The following is a 21,475-nucleotide window of genomic DNA, read 5'->3' on the forward strand; positions in this document are numbered from 1 at the left end:
GTCTCTCCTTACCCGCCGCGCTGTACCGGCGTGGCCCGGCGCCCGGCCGGGATCGCCGGTTTGCCGGTCAATCGTTCATATTCCTGCAACGCATAGCGGTCCGTCATTCCGGCGATGTAATCGGATACGATACGCGCCAACTCGGTTTCGCCTTCAGCTTCTGCCACCGATTTGCGCCACTGTTTCGGCATCAGATCGGGCCGCGACATGAACATCGGGAACAGTTCCTGAATCAGGTCGGTGACGTAGCTGCGGATCTCGACCACTTCGGGGGCCCGATACATGCGGTGGAACAGGAATTCGCGGATCTGCTTCAACTTGGACCAAAGTTCTGGCGAGAACTGAACCATCATCCGACCGGCATGACGGATATCCTGCACCGAACCGGGATTCAGATCGGCCAGATTGTGACGCGACACCGCGATCACGTCCTCGACCAAAATGCCGAAAAACCGCCGCAGCGCCTCGTGCCGGCGACGGTAATAATTCAGGCCGGGATATTTGTCGTCGACTTCGGCAAAACAGCCGTCAAGAAGCGGCATCTCGGCCAGTTCGTCGGTCGAAAACAATTCGGCCCTGAGCCCGTCATGCAGATCGTGATTGTTATAGGCGATATCGTCGGAAAGCGCCGCCACCTGCGCTTCGGCGCTGGCATGGGTGTGCAGTTCCAGATCGATCTGGGCATTACAGTGCGCCAAAGCCCAAGGAATGTCGCCGGTCACCGGCCCGTTATGCTTGGCAATTCCTTCCAGCGTTTCCCAGGTCAGGTTCAGCCCGTCCCATTCGGCATAATGCCGTTCCAGCGCCGTGACGATTCGGATCGCCTGGGCGTTGTGGTCAAACCCGCCATAGGGGGACATCAGGTCTGACAACGCGTCTTCGCCGGTATGACCAAAGGGGGTGTGACCGAGGTCATGGGCCAGCGCGACCGCTTCGGTCAGCTCCTGGTTCAGACCCAAAGTCCCGGCAATGGTGCGGGCAACCTGCGCGACTTCGATAGAATGAGTCAGACGGGTACGAAAATAATCGCCCTCATGTTCGATGAAGACCTGGGTCTTGTGCTTGAGCCGCCGGAAGCTGCTGGAATGGATGATTCTGTCACGATCCCGTTGAAAACAAGAGCGGAAAACGCTTTCTTCTTCAGGGTAAAGCCGCCCACGGCTGGCCTGTGGGTCGGATGCATAGGGGGCTGTCATGCCGCAACTGGTCCTTGTCGCCTGTCCTCGGCCCACATATATTCCATAAAGGACTGAGACGAAACCATTAGGAGCCCCAACAATGCAGCTTCCCCCGAATGTCACCAACCGCGCCTTTGCCCGGCTGGCAGAAATCGGCGCCGCTGAACAGGGTCAGGCGTTGCGCGTCGCGGTCGAAGGCGGCGGTTGTTCCGGGTTTCAGTACGATATCAAGCTGGACGCACCCGGCGACGACGATCTGGTACTGGAAGGGGCCGGAGAAAAAGTTGTGGTCGATAGCGTCTCGCTGCCGTTCCTGACCGGCGCCACCATTGATTTCAGCGAAGAACTGATCGGCGCGCGTTTCGTGATCGACAATCCCAACGCCACCGCCTCCTGCGGCTGCGGCACGTCGTTTTCGATGTAAGTTCCGGACTGTCGCCTCACCCAGCCTTTCATATTTGCGAAAAAACTCACCGCACTGTCCTTGCCGCCGACACGCGGGCGGCGGGTTGCACCCCCTGCCCGCTTGCGGGCATAGATGGGCTATAGCAGGAGACCAGTCATGAAAATCGCCACGTTCAACATCAACGGGATCAAAGCGCGGATCAATGCGCTGAGCGACTGGCTGGACGAGGCACAGCCCGACGTGGCGCTGTTGCAGGAAATCAAATCGGTCGACGAGGCGTTTCCGCGTGAGATATTCGAGGACAAGGGTTACAACGTCGAAACGCACGGCCAGAAAAGCTTCAACGGCGTAGCCATCCTGTCGAAACGGCCGCTGGAAGACGTGACCCGCGGATTGCCGGGGGACGACAGCGACGAACAGGCGCGCTGGATCGAAGCGACGGTGGTGGGCGATAAGGAAGCGGTCCGCATCTGCGGGCTTTACCTGCCCAATGGCAACCCGGTGGAATTGCAGGCCGATGGCAGCCCGGTGCCGGGCGGTAAATATGATTACAAACTGCGCTGGATGGATCGGCTCTATGCCCGGGCACAGGCCCTGCTGGCCGAAGAAATGCCCAGCTTGATGGCGGGCGATTACAATATCATCCCGCAGGCCGAGGATGCACGGCGGCCCGAGGCCTGGATTGAGGATGCCTTGTTCAGACCCGAAAGCCGCGCCGCGTTTCGCCGGATACTGAATCTGGGCTTTACCGAAGCTTTCCGCGCCCGGGTGCGGGAGCCGGGGCAATATTCGTTCTGGGATTATCAGGCCGGATGCTGGAATCGCGATGACGGCATTCGTATCGATCATTTCCTATTGAGCCCGCAATGCGCCGATCTTTTGCTGGACTGCCGGATCGACAAGGAAATTCGCGGCCGCGAGAAACCATCTGATCATGTACCGGTCTGGGTCGAGCTGGACGCCTGAGCGGCGTCTTCCCCTGCGGGAAGCGGGATTGGGGGCGCGGCCCCCGTCCTTGAAAATCAATGATTTTCAAGGACTCCCCCGGAGTAGTTCAGCCAAGAAGAAATGAATTGGTGACAGGTCAGACCGCAGCAGTTTCGTCGTGGTCGTAAATCCAGTCGAACTGGTGCAGCATAGCCGAAGGCGCGAGCGCGCCGCCGAGCTTCAGCGCCGTATGGGCTGCAAATCGAACCGGCGCGGAACGCAGGTGGTATTTCCATGCATTGCCGGTGGCAGCGTTGATCACCCTTCTGGCGCGGGCGGCACGGCGGGTCTGGTAGGCGGCAAGCCCGGAGGCAGTGTTTTCAGAATTGGCCAATTCGTCAGCCAACGCCCAAGCGTCTTCCAGCGCCATGCAGGCGCCCTGGGCCAGGAAGGGAAGCGTCGGATGCGCGGCATCGCCCAGCAGCGCGCAATGGCCACCTTGCCAGTGGCGCGCCACCGGATGGCGGAACAGACCCCACAAATGCACGGTTTCGACCCGGGCGAGCATATCATGCACCTCGGACCCGAAATCCGCGAAGGTCGCGCGCAGCGCGTCGGGAGAATCTTCGTGGGTCCAGCCTTCGTCGGCCCATTGGTCGCGTTCCTGTACCGCGACGAGATTGAGCGCCGATCCGTCGCGCAGCGGATAGCTGACCACGTGACGGCCCGGGCCCATATGGATCCGGGCCTCGGCGGGACGGTTCGCATCATTCGGGACAATGGCACGCCAAGCGACCTGACCGGTAAAGCGCGGGCTGGCATCGCCGTTCAGCGCCGGACGCAAACGCGAATGCAACCCGTCGGCGCCGATCACCAGATCGGCCTCAATCACCGCGCCGTTCGCGGTATGAACACGAGGGCGGTCGCCCGGTTCAACCCGGTCCACTTTCTGCAGCAGCCGGATGCGAACCCCCGCCTCGCGCGCGCCCCGGGCCAGAATTTCAATCAGGTCAGCGCGATGGGTGAAATAGTAATCGCGGTTTTGCAATCGCCCGAGATCGAGGCGAAGCACCTCGGTATTGCGGTAATCGCGCAGACTGACCGCATTGGCGCGGACCGAATTCTGCACCAGATCCTGTCCAAGCCCGAGCGCGTCGAGCACGGCAAAGCCGTTCGGGCTGATCTGCAGCCCCGCCCCCACTTCGGTGATCGCTTCGGCCTGTTCCAGCAGGGTGACCGAGGCACCGCGCAGGGCCAATGCGCGCGCCACGGCAAGCCCGCCAATGCCGCCCCCGATCACCAGAACGTTCAGCCCGATCATGCTCATTCGCCGGTTCATCCCCTGCCGATACGAAAAACGCCGGGACCGGGGCCCCGACGTTTTATCCTGTTGCGCGACTCATCGTCCGATCAGTCGTCGCGGTGTACTTTTTCACGCCGTTCATGACGTTCCTGGGCTTCCAGGCTCATCGTGGCGATCGGACGCGCATCCAGCCGTTTCAGGCTGATCGGCTCGCCGGTGACTTCGCAATAGCCGTATTCACCTTCTTCGATGCGGCGCAGGGCCGCGTCAATCTTGGAAACCAGTTTGCGCTGCCGATCGCGGGTGCGCAATTCCAGCGCGCGATCGGTTTCTTCGCTGGCCCGGTCGGCCACATCAGGAATACTGCGTGTAGATTCCTGTAGTCCTTCGATCGTGTCGCGGCTGTCGTCAAGGATTTCTGCTTTCCAAGCCAAAAGCTTGCGCCGGAAATATTCCAGCTGCTTTTCGTTCATGAAAGGTTCATCTTCCGCCGGACGGTAATCATCGGAAATAAAGGTTTCTGCCTTCATCTCTTTTCCCTCATCAAGGCCATGATCTGTCAAGCCTGTATCCTTTGACATTATGGCGTCCTCCCGGCGCTCATCTATCGCAACGTATGGTGATTGTCACTACCTTTAACGCCACAGATTGCGAGCGGTTTAACTTCACGATACTGTGGCGCGAAAACGTGCAGGATGAGGAAAGAGCGGATGAAATTTCAAGGCACTGACGCCTATGTGGCGACCGATGATCTGACCGTTGCGGTCAATGCGGCGGTCACATTGGAACGGCCATTGCTGGTCAAGGGCGAACCGGGCACCGGCAAGACCGAGCTGGCCAAACAGGTGGCTGGCGCGCTGGGGCTGAAGATGATCGAATGGAACATCAAGTCGACCACCAAGGCCCAGCAGGGACTATATGAATATGACGCTGTCAGCCGGTTGCGCGACAGCCAGTTGGGCGATGAACGCGTCCATGATGTTAAGAATTACATCAAGCAGGGCAAGCTTTGGCAGGCTTTCGATTCGGATGAAAAAGTGGTTCTGCTGATTGATGAAATCGACAAGGCCGACATCGAATTTCCCAATGATTTGCTGCAGGAACTCGACAAGATGGAGTTCCATGTCTACGAGACCGGTGAAACGATCAAAGCGCGGCACCGGCCGATCATCATCATCACGTCCAATAACGAAAAAGAACTGCCGGACGCGTTTCTGCGCCGCTGTTTCTTCCACTATATCCGGTTTCCCGATACCGACACGATGAAGAAGATTGTCGAAGTGCATCACCCCGGGATCAAGGAACAATTGCTGACCACGGCGCTGACCCAGTTTTACGAAATCCGCGACATGAGCGGTCTGAAAAAGAAGCCGTCGACGTCAGAAGTTCTGGATTGGTTGAAACTGTTGCTGGCCGAGGACCTGACCCCCGAAGATCTGCGCCGTGACGGTGCCAATGCGTTGCCGAAACTGCATGGGGCGCTGCTGAAAAACGAACAGGATGTACACCTGTTCGAACGGCTGGCCTTCATGGCGCGCAGCCAGGGCTAACCAGGACTAATAAGCCGACGAAAACACCGGCGGCACGATGTCTCCTACCACAACGACATGACATTGTGCCGCCTTGGTTAACAAGCTGTTTCCAGCCGCGCGCGGTGACAGCCACATTACCGCCTCATTCCAACACTAGCGCTTAGACATTCCTGCATGCCCGTCGAAATACTGACGCAACTGTCGGGCATTTTGTCATTTGGAAAGCCGAAAGTATGGTATTCATAAGTTTCTTGTTAGGTTGGACCGGGGGCGCCAGACGATGATCAAAGCGCGTTTTTTATTGCCGCTGGGCTTTCTTCTGAGCGCCTGCATGTCGGTTGCGCCAAGCGAAATGCCGACCCGCGCCTCAACCACATCTGAACCGATGCTGCCGCCAATGAAAACCTTTGCGACCCCGCGCCCCGATGTGCCGCGCGCGTCGAATGCGGATATCGCACGGGACTTCCTCGACCTGGCGTTCAGGCTGGAATCGGGGCGGGAATTACCGGTCCTGACCCGATTCGAAGGGCCGATCACACTAAGGGTCACTGGTAAGGCCCCGATCAGTCTGAATATCGATCTGAACAAGCTTCTGGCGCGATTGCGTACCGAGGCCGGGATCGACATCCGCAGAACCCAGTCGCAAAACGCGTCGATCACTATCGAAGCGGTCAGCCATTCCCAGATTCGCAAGCAATTGCCGCAAGCGGCCTGTTTCGTGGTTCCTAACGTATCCAGCCTGTCGGAATTTGCCAATTCGCGGCGGTCTCAGCGCACCGATTGGAGCCGGTTATCCAAACGCGATCGGCTAGCGATTTTTGTGCCCGCCGATGCGCCACCGCAGGAGTTGCGCGATTGTCTTCACGAAGAGTTGGCGCAGGCGCTTGGGCCGCTAAACGACCTGTACCGGCTGCCTGACAGCGTTTTCAATGATGACAATGTGCATACGGTGCTGACCGGCTATGACATGCTTATCTTGCGGGCCTTTTATTCGCCGCAACTGCATTCGGGCCTGCGCCGGGACGACGTCGCGGCACGGCTGCCCGGCATACTGGCGCGCCTAAACCCGGCCGGGGCGCGCCTGTCGCCACGTTATTTGCCCGCCACCCCGCGCAGTTGGATCGACGCGATTCAGGCCGCCCTGGGGCCCGGTAGCAGTGCCACCGCCCGCCGGGCCGCGGCGCAACGCGCGCTCGATATCGCCCGTTCCGAAGGCTGGACCGATCACCGCCGCGCCTTTGCGCATTATGCTCTGGGCCGGCTGACGCAGAATTACGATGCCGATTTGGCGCTATCGCATTTCCGCGCGGCGCAAAAAATCTATGACCAGCAACCCGGCACCAAGCTGCACAGCGCCCAGATCGCGCAGCAATTGGCAGCCTATGCAATCAGCGAAGGCCGCGGTCAGGCCGCGCTGAGCATCATAGATCCGCATCTGAACGTCGCCGCCCAGCATGAAAACGCCGCGCTGCTGTCAACGCTGCTTTTGCTGCGCGCCGAAGCTCTTGACCTGCTGGGACGCAGCACAGAAGCACGCCTGGTCAGGCTGGACAGTCTGGGCTGGGCGCGTTACGGGTTCGGGGCTGATTGGGCGGTGCGGGCCAAGCTGCGGGAAATTACCGCTCTAAGTCCGCTGAAACAGAGAGACGGACAAATATGATCGTAATTGCGGCGGCAATTCTGGGCGCGATTTTCGGGGCCGTTTTGGCCAAACGACGCAACGGCAAGGGACTCGATTTGCTGCAATATGCGGCGGGTTATGCCATTTTGTTCATCATCGTCGGCCTGTTCATCACCATTTTCATTCATCGATCCGCGGTCTGACCCCATGTTTCTGCCATTCTTCGAAAATCTGAGGAAAGGCGGTGTTCCGGTTTCCTTGCGCGAGTATCTCAGCTTTCTGGAAGGAATGAAGGCAGGGCTGGTGACCTATGACGTGGACGGGTTTTATTATCTTGCCCGCGTGTCGATGGTGAAGGACGAACGCAACCTGGACAAATTCGACCGGGCCTTTTCCGCCACGTTCCAGGGGCTGGAAAATATCCAGCTTGGCGATGTGCTGGATGCTGTCGACATTCCTGCCGACTGGCTGGAAAAACTGGCTGAAAAGCACCTCAGTGCAGAAGAAAAAGCCGAAATCGAAGCTTTGGGTGGCTTCGACAAACTGATGGAAACGCTGAAGAAACGGCTCGAGGAACAAAAAGGCCGTCATCAGGGCGGCAACAAGTGGGTGGGCACTGCCGGCACCTCGCCCTTTGGCGCTTATGGCTACAATCCCGAAGGCGTGCGGATCGGCCAGAAAGAAAGCCGCCACCAGCGCGCGACCAAGGTCTGGGACAAGCGCGAATTCAAGAATCTCGACGGCGACGTTGAACTGGGCACCCGCAACATCAAGGTAGCGCTGAAACGGCTGCGCCGCTGGGCCCGTGATGGGGCGCATGACGAACTCGACCTCGACAACACGATCCGGGCGACGGCCGAGCATGGCTATCTTGACGTGAAAACCCGGCCCGAGCGGCGCAATGCGGTCAAGGTATTGCTGTTTCTCGATGTCGGTGGATCGATGGACCCGCATATCAAGGTGCTGGAAGAGCTGTTTTCGGCAGCCAAGTCCGAATTCAAACATATGGAGCATTTCTACTTCCACAATTGCCTGTACGAAGGCGTGTGGAAGGACAACCGCCGCCGCTGGGACGCGCAGACCCCAACCTGGGACGTGCTGCACACTTACGGGTCCGATTACAAATGCATCTTCGTCGGCGATGCCTCGATGTCACCCTATGAAATCGCCTATCCCGGCGGGGCGAACGAACATTGGAATGCCGAAACCGGCGAGGTCTGGCTGCAGCGTGCGCGCGATCAATGGCCGTCGCATATCTGGATCAATCCGGTGCCTGAAAAATACTGGAATTACACCCAGTCGATCGCGATGATTTCCGACATTTTCAAAGGCAGCATGGTGCCGATGACCTTGGAAGGGATCGAACGCGGCATGAAGGAACTGACGCGCTGAGCAGCGATTTGAGACACAGTAAACGCTGCGATATCCGTCCCCGAACTGGATACTTTCGGGCGCTTGCCCTTTTACCCAACCGGCCCCATATCTGAACCATGCTGCGTTTCACCCCAATCCTTCTGGCCATTCTCTATGGCATTGCGATGTACCGCTTTTCCGCCTGGCGAACGGCGAGGGAACTGGATGCGCAATCGACCGAACTGGCCGATCCCGTGTTAAAGCAGGTTACTGATCGGTTGGCCGCCGCGCTGGAGCTGCCGCGCATACGGGTTTATATTTATGAAATCGCGCCGGTGAACGGGCTGGCCGCCCCGGACGGTCGGATTTTCATTACCCGCGGGTTCTATGACAAATTCAAACAGGGTGCGGTGACAGCCGAAGAAATGGCCAGCGTCATTGCCCATGAGTTAGGCCATGTCGCATTGGGCCATTCGCGGCGGCGGATGATCGATTTTTCCGGCCAGAATGCTTTGCGCACCGCGATGGCGATGGTGTTATCGCGGCTGCTGCCGGGAATCGGCGGATATCTGGCCACCGCCCTGACCCGGTTGTTGGCGGCAAGGCTGTCACGGTCGGATGAATACGAAGCGGATGAATATGCCGCCGCCCTGCTGACCAAGGCCGGGATCGGTACCGGGGCGCAGAAGGATCTGTTTCGCAAGCTCGAAGCGCTGACCAAGTCCAATTCAGGGGCGGCACCAGCATGGCTGTTGAGCCATCCGAAGACGCCGGAACGGATCAAGGCGATCGAAAAGCTGGAAGCGCGCTGGCAAGCCTAGCCCCGCCTGCCCTGCTCTGGGAGCTGTGAGCTGGGAGTTTGTCGGGTCAAAGCCTTGCCCAGTCGTGGCAGTTTGGCCTTTTTCATCAGCGCCCGGGTCTCCCATGGGTCGCCCGACAGCCGCTCGGCCTCGGCCCGAACCTGTTCGACCACCGACGCCACCAGATCGGGATGCGCCAGCCAGATACCGTGCAGAAACCCATCCGGATCCTGTCGCGTCAGGCCCTCTTCGGCCAGGATATGGCGCGGAAAATCTTTTGCGTTCAGGGTCAGGATCAGATCGGCATTCCCCGCAATGGCCGCTGCCAGAACATGGGCATCGGCGGCATCAGGCAACCATAGGCGGTCTTCCAGCGAAGGTTTCCAACTGACTTCGGCCTTGGGCCAGGCCATTTGCAACATCGCGATTTCGCCGCGCGCCTGCGTCTCGCCCTGCGGTCCCAGCTTGCGCGAGGCGCGAGCCCATTCTTCCAGAATACGGGCCGACCAAAGCGGCGTGAACACCCCTGCCCGGGCCACCCCCAGCAGCACTTCGCGCATCACCGTCGGGTAGATCACGCAAGTGTCCAGCAGGACCTTCAAAGCCGGAAGAACAGCGATTTCAGGTAGCCGCTTTCGGCCAGTTGCGGCATCAGTGGATGATCGGGTCCGGCAAAGCCGGTACGGAGCAGTTGCGCCTGCCGTCCGGCGCGGCCAATACCACGGGTGCAGGCGCCACGGAATTTGGCCAGATCAGCAGCGTGAGAACACGAACACAGCACCAGATAGCCATCTTCGGCCACCAGAGGGGCTGCGAGCCGGGCAATGCGTTCATATGCACGCAAACCTGCCTCCAATGCCTGTTTCGATGGTGCGAAAGCAGGCGGATCGCAGATCACCACGTCAAATTGCGCCCCCTCTTCGCCCAACGCGGTCAGCACATCGAACGCATCTCCCTTACGGGTGGTAAACTTGTTATCCACGCCCATCGCCTGCGCCCCCGACGCAGCCAAGGTCAGCGCCGGTTCTGACCCGTCCACGGCAACGGCGCTGGCAGCCCCACCGGCCAAAGCGGCCAGGGAAAATCCCCCGACATGGCTGAACACATCCAAAACCCGTGCGCCCTGTGACAAACGCGCGGTGAAAGCATGATTGGGACGCTGATCGAAGAACAGACCGGTTTTCTGACCGCCGGTCAGATCGGCCATATAGGTGGCCCCGTTCATCGGCACCGGGATTGGTGCCTCGGGAGTCGTGCCCCGCACGGTAAGAGTTTCATTATCCAGGCCTTCCAGTTGCCGGGCGCGGCCAGTGGCATTCTTGATCACAGTGGTTACGCCTGTAACCTCTGTCAGCGCATCGGTGAGCGCCTCAAATGCTACGTCGGCCCATGCGGCATTGGGTTGCACCACCGCATATTCGCCAAACCTGTCGATCACGACGCCGGGCAAGCCGTCAGCTTCGGCATGGATCAGCCGGTAGAACGGCGCGTCGAACAAACGCTCGCGCAGCGACAATGCCTTGGCCAGACGCGTGGCGAACCAGTCCTGATCAATCATAGCGGCGGGATCGCGGTCAAGCATCCGGCAGATGATCCGCGAATTGGCATTGAACGCCACCAGCCCCAGAGACTGGCGTTCTGCGTCTTCCAACACCGCGATTGTCCCGGGATCGAGTTTCCGGGTACGGCGGTCGGTGACCAGTTCATTTTCATAAACCCAAGGGAAGCCGTGCCGGATGGCGCGGGCATTGGCCTTGGGTCTGAGGCGAATAACGGGATAAGAGGGCACTGTCATAGCGCCCTCTTAGCCTTGTTCGTTCCGTTGGGAAAGACCTAGCCTTGCGGCTGGGTTTCCAGACCGGCCACCAATTCGGTCACACCTTTTGGTGCAGACCCCGGCGCGGACAGTTCCTGTGCGATCACATTGGCGATATGCTGAGTGATCCGCACCTTCTGAGTCAGGCCCTGCTGTTCCGCCGCCATCGCCTTGGACCCGCCGTAACCGCGCAGATCGGCCTTGACCTCGTGAGTGGGCACGATCACTTCGCCGGTGATCGGGTTGCGCACCGTCATGTTGAAATCGATCGAATGCACGCCGCCGATGGTATAGCGGGTCTTTTCGGTCAGTGCGTGGAAACGGATCAGGTCGATATCGACCACCACCGGCAATGCGCCATCTTCGTTCTTGGTCTGCACACGGGTCAGGCTGTCTTGAAAGATACGGGCGATCTGGGCGTGACGGTCGCCCATCGGATCACCGCGCCAAACGATATCCCCCATCGGATAGTACATATTTGCTTCGGACACGCGCAGCGAACGCGATACTTTGATATTGTAGTCGGCCACCGCCACGACAGGTGCGGCTGGCGCCATTTGCGGCATTTCCAGCGGAATATTCCGCGTTGCGGTGTCGATTGACGCGCAGGCCGACAGTCCAAGGCCGATCGCCAACAGTAGTCCGGTACGAATGATCTTCATCTTTCCATCTCCTTAGGCCAGCCCCCAGGCCAATTCGGTATGGTCTTCACTTTCCCGTCGAATTCGGGCGAATTTTAGACAAATTTGGCGCAGAACCGGGATCATTCCGCGGCATTTCCCTGTTGACCCCGAATGCAACAACTTGTCCGTGCAACCGTTCGTGTGTTTTGCTAGGACAGATACAACACCGATTTTCAACAACCGGACCACCGGCCCTGCCAGAGGCTCCCGGCAACATCGCTCTCTTGCAGTGTTAACGCTAACAAACTATAGAGTCCTCAAGTCGCGGAGATACCTCTATGTCGCAGCTCAACGATGTCATTTCACGGGTCACCGACCGGATTCGCGAAAGAAGCCTTGAGAGCCGGTCCATCTATCTGGATCGGATGCGACAGGCTGCCGAGGACGGGCCGCGCCGGGCACATTTGACCTGTGGCAACCAGGCCCATGCCTATGCCGCGATGGGCGCCGACCAACCGGCGCTGATCGCGGCGCGGGCCCCCAATCTGGGCATTGTGACCGCCTATAACGATATGTTGTCGGCGCATCAGCCGTTCGAAGGCTTTCCCACCCTGATCCGCGACACGGCACGCAACGCCGGAGCGACAGCGCAGGTTGCGGGCGGCGTACCGGCGATGTGCGATGGGGTGACGCAGGGCCAGGTCGGCATGGAACTGTCCTTGTTTTCGCGCGACGTGATCGCTTTGGCCGCCGGGGTGGCACTGTCACATAACACATTCGATGCCGCGATTTACCTCGGTGTCTGCGACAAGATCGTGCCGGGGCTGGTGATCGCGGCGGCAACGTTCGGGTATCTGCCGGGTATCTTCCTGCCCGCCGGTCCGATGACCAGCGGTCTGCCGAATGACGAAAAAGCCAAGGTTCGCCAGCAATTCGCATCCGGCGAAGTGACCCGCGACAGGTTGATGGAAGCTGAAATGGCCTCTTATCACGGACCGGGAACCTGCACTTTCTACGGCACCGCCAATTCCAACCAGATGCTGATGGAATTCATGGGGCTGCATTTACCTGGGTCCAGCTTTGTCAATCCCAACACGCCGCTGCGCGATGCACTGACGGTGGCGGGGACGCAACGGGCGCTGGAAATCACCGGGTTGGGCAACGATTTCCGTCCGGTGTCGCAGGTTCTGGACGAACGCGCCTTCGTCAATGGCATTGTCGGGCTGATGGCGACCGGTGGATCGACAAATCTGGTGCTGCACCTGCCCGCCATGGCGCGGGCGGCGGGTATTCGGCTGGACCTTGAGGATTTCAACGATATCAGCGCAGTGACCCCGTTGCTGGCCAAGGTTTATCCGAACGGATTGGCCGACGTGAACCATTTCCATGCCGCAGGCGGTTTGGGTTTCATGATCGGACAATTACTGCAGGCCGGTTTGCTGCACGAAGATGTCTGCACCGTCGCTGGCGACGGGCTGGCACGCTATACTCAGGACCCCAAGCTGAAAGAGGGCCGTGTTGTCTATGAACCCGGGCCGCGCGACAGCCTGAACGAAAAAATCCTGCGCCCTTACGATCAGGCGTTTCAGTCCAGCGGCGGCTTGCAGCAGCTTAAGGGCAATCTGGGCCACGGCATCATGAAGGTGTCTGCCGTTGATCCCGAACACCGGATGATCGAGGCGCCAGCGCGGGTATTCCACACCCAGGACGCGGTAAAGGACGCGTTCAAGGCGGGCGAATTCACCTCGGACACTGTGGTAGTGGTGTGTTTTCAGGGTCCCAAGGCCAACGGCATGCCGGAACTTCACGGGCTGACCCCGACGCTCGCGGTACTGCAGGATCGCGGGATCAAGGTAGCGCTGGTCACTGACGGGCGAATGTCAGGGGCGTCGGGCAAGGTGCCTGCCGCTATCCATGTCAGCCCCGAAGCTATGGCAGGGGGCCCGCTGGCGCGTGTCCGGGACGGCGATCTGATCCGGGTCGATGCGGTCACCGGCGTTCTGGAAAACCTCAGTGAAGACTTCGCAGACCGGTCGCCGTCTCAGCCCGACCTCAGCGGCAACAGCCACGGGATCGGTCGTGAATTGTTCGAAACCTTCCGCCAAAACGTGGGCCTCGCCACCGATGGCGCCGCCGTGATTGTTTAGGATGACGCCCATGACCCCGCAAGAAGCCAGCAGCATCACCGAATCCCTGTGTCACCGCGCTCCGGTCATTCCGGTGCTGGTGGTTGACGATCTGGACACGGCACAACCGCTTGCCGCAGCTCTCGTTGCCGGCGGTCTGACGGTTCTGGAGGTCACTTTGCGCACACCGGTCGCGCTGTCAGTGATTAGAGAAATGGCGCAAGTTCCCGGCGGAATCGTCGGGGCCGGAACCGTGCTCACACCGGAAGACGCGGAAAACGCCAAGGCGGCAGGCGCGCAATTCGCGGTCTCACCCGGCGCGACCGATAAGCTGCTGACAGCCTGCGAAGACATCGGCCTGCCGATCCTGCCCGGGGCTGCCACCGCCACCGAGGCGATGGCGCTGCTGGAACGCGGCTACAGCAGCCAGAAATTTTTCCCCGCCGAAGCCTCGGGCGGAGCGGCGATGCTGAAATCGCTTGCCTCGCCGTTACCGCAAATCCTGTTCTGCCCGACCGGCGGGATCAGCCATGATAATGCACATGAATATCTGGTACTACCGAATGTGGCCTGCGTCGGCGGTAGCTGGGTCGCGCCCAGGGAACTGGTTCAGACCGGCCATTGGGGCGGGATCACCGATTTGGCGGCAGCGGCCAGCCGATTGCGGTAAACCGGCTTAACCTCCACGCCGCGCGCGCCAGCCTCCGCGGCGTTTCGGGCCGGTCATCTGCCCCTGCCCTTCGCGCAGCACCATCATCATCGGATGATCGACCGGTTGCTGCGCATAGCGCGCGATCAATTGCTGCAACGCATCCTGATTATCGACTCCATCGTTCAGGCTCAGCGCCCAATCGAGGAAAATAGACCGGCATTCGGGTTCCGCGATCCCGTCGATCCGGAAACTTTCCCGGATCAGTCCTTTTGGGTCGAACGGGTCCAGTGTCATATCGATACCGACAGATCGCGCGCCAGTGCCGCATTGATGATCGCGCCAGCGGCTGCGGATTTCGCCTTCAGTTCGGCGAGCAGGGTTTCAACGTCCGGCGCATCGGTTTCGCGCAACAGCATTGCGCTGCCGCCCTGGCCTATCGTGTCAGGGTTCAGTGGTTTGTCACTCAGCAATTTCGATACCATCTGCAATTTCCAACACAGTTGATAAGACGCGATCAGCGCACCGCGTTCCTGTTGCAGAAGCCAACCGCCGCGCACCGCATCATCCAACGCTTCGGGCACCGACTGGGCGCATGTGCCAAAGATCACCGCGCTGGCCTGCGCCATCAGTTCGATATCCTGTAAACGACCGGGGCCAAGCTTGGCGTCCCACGGGCCGGAGGACGTTTTCGCAGCCGCGATCTTGCCACGCATATCTATCATATCCGCGATCACCTTAGCAGCCTCATGCGGCGAAGTTAGAACGTCGCGCCGCACCTGTTCCACATCATTTGCGACCTCCCGGTCACCGGCAACGGCACGGGCACGGGTCAGCGCCAGATGTTCCCAGGTCCAGGCCTCTGTCAGCTGATAATCGCGGAAACTGGCCAGGCTTGTGGCCACCGGCCCCTGAGTGCCCGAAGGCCTGAGCCGCATGTCGATTTCATAGAGCCGCCCTTCGGGCAGCAGGGCCGTGACAGCGGTGACCATCGCTTGGGTCAGCCTTGCGTAATAGGCGCGCGTGGCCAATGGGCGGCGACCGTCGGAACTGTCCACCCCATCGGCATCGTAGATCACGATGAGATCGAGATCCGAAGTGGCGTTCAGCCGCCGCGCACCAAGCGACCCCATGCCCAGAACCATCGCGCCACGCCCCGGGCAATCACCGTGTTTCAGGGCAAATTGCGCCACCACTTCGGGCCAAAGCGCGGCCAGAACCGCCTCGGCCAGATCAGCATATTGACCCGCCGCGCCATCGGCGTCGACCAAGCCGCGCAGGTGATGCACACCGATCCGAAAATGCCATTCCTTGGCCCATCGCCGGGTCAGGTCGAGTTTGCGTTCATAATCCGGCTCGATGCTCAACTGTTCGGCCAAGTCATCGCGCAACCGGGACAGACCGGGCCAATCGGCAAAGAAATCGCCACCGATCACCGCGTCGAAAACAGACGAATTGCGCGACAGGAAGACCGCCAGTCGGGGGGCGGTCCCGGCGATATCGACCAGCAGGTCGATCAGTTGCGGGTTGGCTTCGAACAGCGACAACAGCTGCACCCCCGCAGGCAATCCGGCCAGAAATCCGTCGAGCGCATGCAGCGCTTCGTCGGGTTTGGCGGCGCGGGCCAGTTGCTGAAACAGGCGCGGCTTGATCCGGTCGAATATTTCCACCGCCCGCGACGACCGCAATGCCGGATAGCTGCGCCAGCGCTGCACGACTTCGCGGTTTACCGGGTCCAGATCAGGGGGTCCGGCAGGCGATGCGGCGTCGGGGGCAAAAAAGCCTTCGGTCAGATCATGCACCTGTTCCAGCCGTTGCCGCAGATCGGTTTTCAATTCGTCCAGATCGCGGCCCAGAAAACAGGCGATGCGCTGCATCCCCTCATGGCTGTTCGGCAAAGCATGGGTCTGGGCATCGTTGACCATTTGGATGCGGTGTTCGACCTGACGGTGGAACCGGTAGTGATCAGTCAGTTTTTCTGCCGCGTCCTGGCCAATCCAGCCCTTTTCGGACAGTATCCGCAGCCCTTCTACCGTGCCGCGCACCCGCAGATCAGGGTCGCGCCCGCCCGCGATCAATTGTCGGGTCTGGGTAAAAAATTCAATCTCGCGGATGCCGCCCCGGCCCAGCTTCATGTTGTGGCCATAAATATCCAGCTTGCCGCCCAGACCTTTGTGTTCGCGGATACGCAGGCGCATGTCATGGGCGTCCTGAATCGCTGCGAAGTCCAGATGTTTGCGCCAGACGAAGGGGCGCAGGGTTTTCAAGAATGCCTTCCCTGCCTCAATGTCGCCCGCAGCCGGGCGCGCCTTGATATAAGCAGCGCGTTCCCAGGTTCGCCCGACGCTTTCGTAATAGGTTTCCGCCGCTGTCATCGCCATGCAGACCGGAGTGACCGACGGATCGGGGCGCAACCGCAAATCGGTACGGAAAACATAGCCTTCGGCGGTCAGATCCGACAGCATGGTGGCCATTTTTCGCGTCGCCCGCACCAAAGACGCCCGCGCTTCGTGATAATCCGCGCGGTCATAGCGGCTTTCGTCAAACAGGCAGATCAGGTCGATATCCGACGAATAGTTCAGTTCGTACGCGCCCATCTTTCCCATCGCAAACACCGCCATGTGACCGGCGGTTTCGATATCGTCTTCGGTTGCGCCAGGCAGTTTCCCACGTTTGATTTCCGCCGCCACCGTTGCTTGCAATGCCAATTGGCAAGCCGTATCAGCCAGACGGGTCAGGGTTCCGGTGACTTGTTCCAGCGTCCAGACCCCGGCGCAATCTGCCAGTCCTGTCAGCAGTGCAATGCGTCTTTTGGCCTGACGCAACGCGTTGGCCAACTGGTCCGGTGGGCAGCCCCGCAATTGGGTAAACAAGTGATCGACCGCGTCTTCGGGAGCGTCGAGCGCAGGTAGGATCCAATCGCGTTCCTTTTCCATCAGCGATTTAAGATAAGGGCTGCATCCAGCCACCCCGCGCATCAACGCCGACAGCTCCGGCGTCAGGTCGGGAAACAGGTCAAGCGCTTCGTTGCCACGGTCGGGGTCGAAGGCGATGGGCTGGTGGATCATCCGGGATGCAAAATTCATGGTCGCAAGTTGTATCGTCGCGTCCGTGCAGGTCAATGACAGGGATCAATCTGACGGACGAATTGTAGCCGGTCCCCACCGGGCTGGCCGCCCGTATCCATCTGCGGTATCGGTAAGATAATCCGTCTACCGAAAGGCCCTTCAATGAGCAAAAGCCTCAAACGTGTGAAAAAAGCGCTGCAAGACGCCGGTATCGAGACCGAGATCAAAGAACTGGGATTGGCGCGCACCGCGCAACAAGCCGCGGATGTGGCCGGGTGCGAACTCGACCAGATTGCCAAGTCGATGATCTTCAAAGGCGAAAAGAGTGGCGAAGCAATCCTGTTCCTGACCGCAGGCGGCAATCAGGTCGATACCGCCAAAGCCAGCGCGGTGGCAGGTGAAGCTTTGGGCAAAGCGGATGCGGCGCTGATCCGGGCCCAGACCGGGTTTGCCATCGGTGGTGTCGCACCGGTCGGGCATCTCAATCCGATCCGCGCCTTTCTTGATCCGCGGCTACTGGAGTTTGACACGATCTGGGCAGCCGCAGGCACGCCACACCATATTTTTGAACTTCACCCACGCGAACTTCCCCGCCTAACAGGATCACAAGTCGCTGACTTTACTTGTTAAATTGAAGTAATGTAAAAATCTTTCACATTTTGTCTTGCAAAACAATCCGACAGTGCCAATCTATTCAATGTGAAAGACATTCACATAGACATAATGATGGAGAGATTAATGACACCCGCCGCCGCCTATTCTTCCGCGTCTCATGACCGCATGGGTTGGCTGTCCAGATCCGAGGCCTGGCTTGATAGCAAAGGCAAAGGGGCTTGGATTGCAGCCATGGTCTTGGGCTTTGTATTTTTCTGGCCTGTTGGCCTCGCCCTTCTCTTTTACATGATCTGGAGCAAACAGATGTTCGGCAAGAACTGCAAACACCGCGCCCACCGTACGCAGCACGGGTTTCATGCGATGAAATCCAGCGGCAACACCGCCTTTGACGCCTACAAGGCCGACACCCTGCGTCGGCTCGAACATGAACAGGACGATTTCGAAGCCTTCCTGCAGCGCCTGCGCGATGCCAAGGACAAGGCCGAATTCGACGAGTTCATGGATGAACGCGCCAAGACCGCCGCAACCGAGCGCGCAGACGAAGACGCGTAGTCCAAGTCCCCCAAAGATCGGTCCGGGCAGTGTCCGGGCCGGTTTTTTTCAAGAAAGGATACCAAGATGAGCCAGGTTGACTGGCACCTGCCAGATCCGCACACCCAGCCGGAATTTTACGATGACGTGGCGTTGAAACGGTTGATCGCCTTCGTGGTCGATACGGTTCTGATCGCCCTGATCTGCGTAGCGATCCTGCCCTTCACCGCTTTTACCGGGATCTTTTTCTTTCCATTTCTGATGTTTGTGGTCGGTTTTGCCTATCGTGTAATCACCCTTGCAAATGGGTCTGCAACATTGGGCATGCGCCTGACTGCGATCGAATTTCGCAACCAGCATGGTCAGCGTTTCGATCTGACCTTGGCCTTCCTGCATACGCTGGGATTGAGCGTTTCTTTTGCGATCCCGATCCTGCAAGTGGTTTCGGCAGTCCTGATGGCCACAACCGAACGCGGCCAGGGTCTGAGCGATAATGTGCTGGGAACGGTCGCGCTGAACCGGGCAGCACGACGCTAATACACTGAAAATGTGTATCTAATTTCGTTTTCTCCGGTTTAGCATTGTCAAAACATCGACTCTTGGCGCAGCGGCAATTGGCTGATATCTTTGACGCGATTTCAGTTATTGGGCACCATGCGACATACTTTACCCCTTGCTCCTCAGTTTTATGTGACTGCGCCACAGCCTTGCCCCTATCTGGCCGACCGGATGGAGCGCAAGCTGTTTACAGCGCTGCAGGGGGATGCCGCCAACCTGCTGAACGACAGCCTGTCGCAACAGGGTTTCCGGCGTTCACAGAACGTGCTTTACCGCCCGTCCTGCACCGATTGCGCCGCCTGCCTGTCGGCGCGGATCCGGGTCGACGGCTTTCAGCCGAACAAAAGCCAGCGCCGTACTTGGAAGCGTAATGCCAATCTCGTGCGCCGGGCGACATCACCCTGGGCCACCGAAGAACAATACGATCTGTTCCGACGCTATCTGGACAGCCGCCATGCCGATGGCGGCATGGCCGATATGGATGTATTCGAATTCGCTGCCATGGTCGAAGAAACACCGATCAGAACCCGGGTGGTGGAGTATGTCGACAGCGATACCAACAAACTGGCGGCCGTTTGCCTGACCGACCTGTTGTCCGACGGAACCAGCATGGTCTATTCCTTCTACGACCCCAAACGCCAGCGCGACAGTCTGGGCACCTATGTGATCCTCGATCATATCGAAATCGCCCGCGAATCCGGGCTGCCCTATGTCTATCTGGGCTACTGGGTTCAGGGCAGCGGCAAGATGGGCTACAAATCCCGCTTTTCCGGGTTGGAAGTGTTCAAGTCCGGTCGCTGGGAACCATTCCAGGGTGAAGAGGCTTATTCGCCCGAACTGCACCCCCTGTCGACTGATCCGATTGCTGAACAGGTCGCAAATATCTCGCTTCCCGATCTCAGCCATCCAGTGAAGCGCTAAGCGACATAAATCGATTCCCGGAGATGGATTTTCGCGGTTTTGATCTAGCTTGTTGCGGTACCAACCGGACGAATTCCTGGGATGAATGAAGGCAATGACCACTGCCGGAGATATTGAAACGCTCATCGCGCGCGTCGCGCTGCAGGACCGCCGGGCGTTTTCCGAACTTTACGATGCCACAAGTGCGAAACTTTTCGGTGTCTGCCTGCGTGTCTTAAAAGACAGGGCCGAAGCCGAGGATCTGTTGCAGGAAGTATTCGTGCGCATCTGGCACAAGGCAGATCGCTATAGGGTCACCGGACACAGCCCGATCACTTGGCTGGTCACAGTGACGCGAAACATGGCGATTGACCGGTTGCGGGCGCGCGGGACACAGACGGAAGATATCAATGCTATCCCCGCCCCCCGCGATCAGAGGCCAACTCCCGAAGCACAGGCCATCGCGCTGTCAGAAAGCAGACGCATCGTGGCCTGTTTAGACGAGTTGGAACAGGACCGGGCACAAGCGGTACGTGGGGCCTATCTGGACGGGCTGAGCTATGACGATCTCGCCAAGCGGTTCGATGTGCCGCTTAATACAATGAAAACCTGGCTGCGGCGTAGCCTTATAAAGCTGAAAGACTGTCTGAGCCAATGACCGATACGGGCAACGAAATGGACGATGACGCGCTGGCAGGCGAATATGCTCTGCGATTGCTGAGCCGAGAAGATACGCGCCGTTTCGAAACCCGCATGGCGCAGGACCCGGCGCTGGCCGCGCTTGTCCGCGACTGGCAAGCGCGACTGGCACCAATGGCTGATGAATTGACCCCGGAAGTGCCGCCGAGACATGTGAAACGTGCGCTGGAGGCGCGGTTGTTTCCGGACAGCGCGCGCAGGATGAAGGTTACCCGGCGTCTGTGGATGGGGATTACAGGCGGTGCGGTGTTTGCCGCATTGGCCGCTTTCTTGCTTCTGTTACCACAAATCCAGAGCCCCGGTTTCGTTCCGCAATATAGCGCAGAATTGATGTCCGAGGCCGAAGGACTGCGCCTGACGGCAGGTTTTGATCCTGATAGTGGCACGCTGATCCTGACCCGTATGATGGGGGAGGCACGTCCCGGACGGGTACAAGAATTGTGGCTGATCGCAGAAGGAGAACCCGCCCCGGTCTCGCTGGGTGTTCTGGCAGACACGACGGAAATCCGGCTCGACGTCCCGGCTGATCTGATCGCACGGTTGCCCGGAGCGACGCTGGCGATTTCCGATGAACCCCCCGGCGGATCGCCCACCGGTCAACCCACTGGCGACGTTTTGGCAGCAGCACCTGTCGTCAAGACCTGATGCTCTTTTCGAGCTGATCTTATCTACCGAAAAAATTTCAGACTTTTTTTCCACATCGCTGAAACTTTTGAATATCCGGTTTCGTGGCTTTGAGTATCGCCGGGCAGGATCGCCCGCTTAACTCA

At 59.3% G+C, this 21,475-nt stretch carries 23 protein-coding genes; 15 read left to right on the plus strand and 8 right to left on the minus strand.

Going from position 1 to position 21,475, the window contains the following annotated elements:
• Positions 1-8: 8 nt before the first annotated feature.
• A complete protein-coding gene (locus tag VOI23_RS06145; protein ID WP_323783083.1) occupies positions 9-1,196 on the minus strand; it encodes a deoxyguanosinetriphosphate triphosphohydrolase in 1,188 nt (395 codons plus the stop codon).
• A gap of 82 nt (positions 1,197-1,278) precedes the next feature.
• Between VOI23_RS06145 and VOI23_RS06150 the strand changes: the two genes are divergently transcribed.
• Positions 1,279-1,602: an iron-sulfur cluster assembly accessory protein gene (locus VOI23_RS06150; protein WP_323783086.1), complete on the plus strand. Its 324-nt coding sequence runs from the start codon at positions 1,279-1,281 to the stop codon at positions 1,600-1,602.
• 138 nt (positions 1,603-1,740) lie between these two features.
• Positions 1,741-2,550, plus strand: coding sequence for an exodeoxyribonuclease III (gene xth, locus VOI23_RS06155; protein ID WP_323783088.1), 810 nt, complete (start codon positions 1,741-1,743; stop codon positions 2,548-2,550).
• 118 nt (positions 2,551-2,668) lie between these two features.
• Here xth and VOI23_RS06160 read toward each other — a convergent pair whose 3' ends face one another.
• The gene (locus VOI23_RS06160; RefSeq protein ID WP_323783091.1) at positions 2,669-3,838 is read right to left on the minus strand and encodes an FAD-dependent monooxygenase; all 1,170 of its coding nucleotides are present in this window, start codon (positions 3,836-3,838) and stop codon (positions 2,669-2,671) included.
• An 83-nt stretch (positions 3,839-3,921) separates the two neighbouring features.
• A complete protein-coding gene (gene dksA, locus VOI23_RS06165; protein WP_323783712.1) occupies positions 3,922-4,344 on the minus strand; it encodes an RNA polymerase-binding protein DksA in 423 nt (140 codons plus the stop codon).
• Positions 4,345-4,524: 180 nt separating this feature from the next.
• Here dksA and VOI23_RS06170 point away from each other — a divergent pair, with 180 nt between their 5' ends.
• The 5 genes from VOI23_RS06170 (at position 4,525) to VOI23_RS06190 (ending at position 9,141) form a co-directional block, all read left to right on the plus strand.
• Entirely contained in the window at positions 4,525-5,364 is an 840-nt protein-coding gene (locus VOI23_RS06170; protein WP_323783093.1) for a MoxR family ATPase, read from the plus strand.
• 262 nt (positions 5,365-5,626) lie between these two features.
• Positions 5,627-7,006 carry a DUF2927 domain-containing protein gene (locus VOI23_RS06175; RefSeq protein ID WP_323783096.1) on the plus strand — a complete coding sequence of 460 codons (1,380 nt, stop codon included), beginning with the start codon at positions 5,627-5,629 and terminating at the stop codon, positions 7,004-7,006.
• On the plus strand, positions 7,003-7,170 hold the full coding sequence (locus tag VOI23_RS06180) for a hypothetical protein (protein WP_323783099.1): 168 nt from the start codon (positions 7,003-7,005) through the stop codon (positions 7,168-7,170). The genes VOI23_RS06175 and VOI23_RS06180 overlap by 4 nt, the downstream gene beginning before the upstream one ends.
• Before the next feature lie 4 nt (positions 7,171-7,174).
• Positions 7,175-8,359 (plus strand): VWA domain-containing protein, encoded by a 1,185-nt coding sequence (locus VOI23_RS06185; RefSeq protein ID WP_323783101.1) that lies wholly within the window; start codon positions 7,175-7,177, stop codon positions 8,357-8,359.
• Between the two features lie 98 nt (positions 8,360-8,457).
• Entirely contained in the window at positions 8,458-9,141 is a 684-nt protein-coding gene (locus tag VOI23_RS06190) for a M48 family metallopeptidase (protein ID WP_323783104.1), read from the plus strand.
• Here VOI23_RS06190 and VOI23_RS06195 read toward each other — a convergent pair.
• The 3 genes from VOI23_RS06195 to VOI23_RS06205 are packed head-to-tail and all read right to left on the minus strand — an operon-like array spanning position 9,138 to position 11,598.
• Positions 9,138-9,722 (minus strand): RSP_2648 family PIN domain-containing protein, encoded by a 585-nt coding sequence (locus VOI23_RS06195; protein ID WP_323783108.1) that lies wholly within the window; start codon positions 9,720-9,722, stop codon positions 9,138-9,140. The two genes, VOI23_RS06190 and VOI23_RS06195, sit on opposite strands and share 4 nt — an antisense overlap.
• A complete protein-coding gene (locus tag VOI23_RS06200) occupies positions 9,719-10,915 on the minus strand; it encodes an RSP_2647 family RNA methyltransferase (protein WP_323783110.1) in 1,197 nt (398 codons plus the stop codon). Before VOI23_RS06200 ends, VOI23_RS06195 begins: the two co-directional genes overlap by 4 nt.
• Before the next feature lie 38 nt (positions 10,916-10,953).
• Positions 10,954-11,598, minus strand: a complete 645-nt coding sequence (locus VOI23_RS06205; protein WP_323783113.1) for a DUF6778 family protein — start codon at positions 11,596-11,598, stop codon at positions 10,954-10,956.
• A 299-nt stretch (positions 11,599-11,897) separates the two neighbouring features.
• Between VOI23_RS06205 and edd the strand changes: the two genes are divergently transcribed.
• Positions 11,898-13,706, plus strand: coding sequence for a phosphogluconate dehydratase (gene edd / locus VOI23_RS06210; protein WP_323783116.1), 1,809 nt, complete (start codon positions 11,898-11,900; stop codon positions 13,704-13,706).
• Positions 13,707-13,716: 10 nt separating this feature from the next.
• Positions 13,717-14,355, plus strand: coding sequence for a bifunctional 4-hydroxy-2-oxoglutarate aldolase/2-dehydro-3-deoxy-phosphogluconate aldolase (gene eda / locus VOI23_RS06215; RefSeq protein ID WP_323783119.1), 639 nt, complete (start codon positions 13,717-13,719; stop codon positions 14,353-14,355).
• A gap of 6 nt (positions 14,356-14,361) precedes the next feature.
• Here eda and VOI23_RS06220 read toward each other — a convergent pair whose 3' ends face one another.
• A complete protein-coding gene (locus VOI23_RS06220; RefSeq protein ID WP_323783123.1) occupies positions 14,362-14,631 on the minus strand; it encodes a hypothetical protein in 270 nt (89 codons plus the stop codon).
• Positions 14,628-17,420 (minus strand): glutamine-synthetase adenylyltransferase, encoded by a 2,793-nt coding sequence (locus VOI23_RS06225; RefSeq protein ID WP_323783126.1) that lies wholly within the window; start codon positions 17,418-17,420, stop codon positions 14,628-14,630. Before VOI23_RS06225 ends, VOI23_RS06220 begins: the two co-directional genes overlap by 4 nt.
• Positions 17,421-17,564: 144 nt before the next feature.
• Here VOI23_RS06225 and VOI23_RS06230 point away from each other — a divergent pair, with 144 nt between their 5' ends.
• The 6 genes from VOI23_RS06230 (at position 17,565) to VOI23_RS06255 (ending at position 21,350) form a co-directional block, all read left to right on the plus strand.
• Entirely contained in the window at positions 17,565-18,032 is a 468-nt protein-coding gene (locus tag VOI23_RS06230; protein ID WP_323783128.1) for a YbaK/EbsC family protein, read from the plus strand.
• A gap of 108 nt (positions 18,033-18,140) precedes the next feature.
• Positions 18,141-18,569 (plus strand): DUF2852 domain-containing protein, encoded by a 429-nt coding sequence (locus VOI23_RS06235; protein WP_323783131.1) that lies wholly within the window; start codon positions 18,141-18,143, stop codon positions 18,567-18,569.
• A gap of 66 nt (positions 18,570-18,635) precedes the next feature.
• On the plus strand, positions 18,636-19,085 hold the full coding sequence (locus VOI23_RS06240) for an RDD family protein (RefSeq protein ID WP_323783134.1): 450 nt from the start codon (positions 18,636-18,638) through the stop codon (positions 19,083-19,085).
• Between the two features lie 117 nt (positions 19,086-19,202).
• On the plus strand, positions 19,203-20,027 hold the full coding sequence (locus VOI23_RS06245; protein ID WP_323783137.1) for an arginyltransferase: 825 nt from the start codon (positions 19,203-19,205) through the stop codon (positions 20,025-20,027).
• Between the two features lie 94 nt (positions 20,028-20,121).
• Positions 20,122-20,664: a sigma-70 family RNA polymerase sigma factor gene (locus VOI23_RS06250; protein WP_323783140.1), complete on the plus strand. Its 543-nt coding sequence runs from the start codon at positions 20,122-20,124 to the stop codon at positions 20,662-20,664.
• Complete coding sequence (locus tag VOI23_RS06255) at positions 20,661-21,350, plus strand: anti-sigma factor domain-containing protein (RefSeq protein WP_323783143.1); 690 nt, start codon at positions 20,661-20,663, stop codon at positions 21,348-21,350. The genes VOI23_RS06250 and VOI23_RS06255 overlap by 4 nt, the downstream gene beginning before the upstream one ends.
• The last annotated feature ends 125 nt before the right edge of the window (positions 21,351-21,475 follow it).

This window comes from Thalassovita sp., assembly GCF_034670005.1.
Taxonomy (GTDB): domain Bacteria; phylum Pseudomonadota; class Alphaproteobacteria; order Rhodobacterales; family Rhodobacteraceae; genus Thalassobius.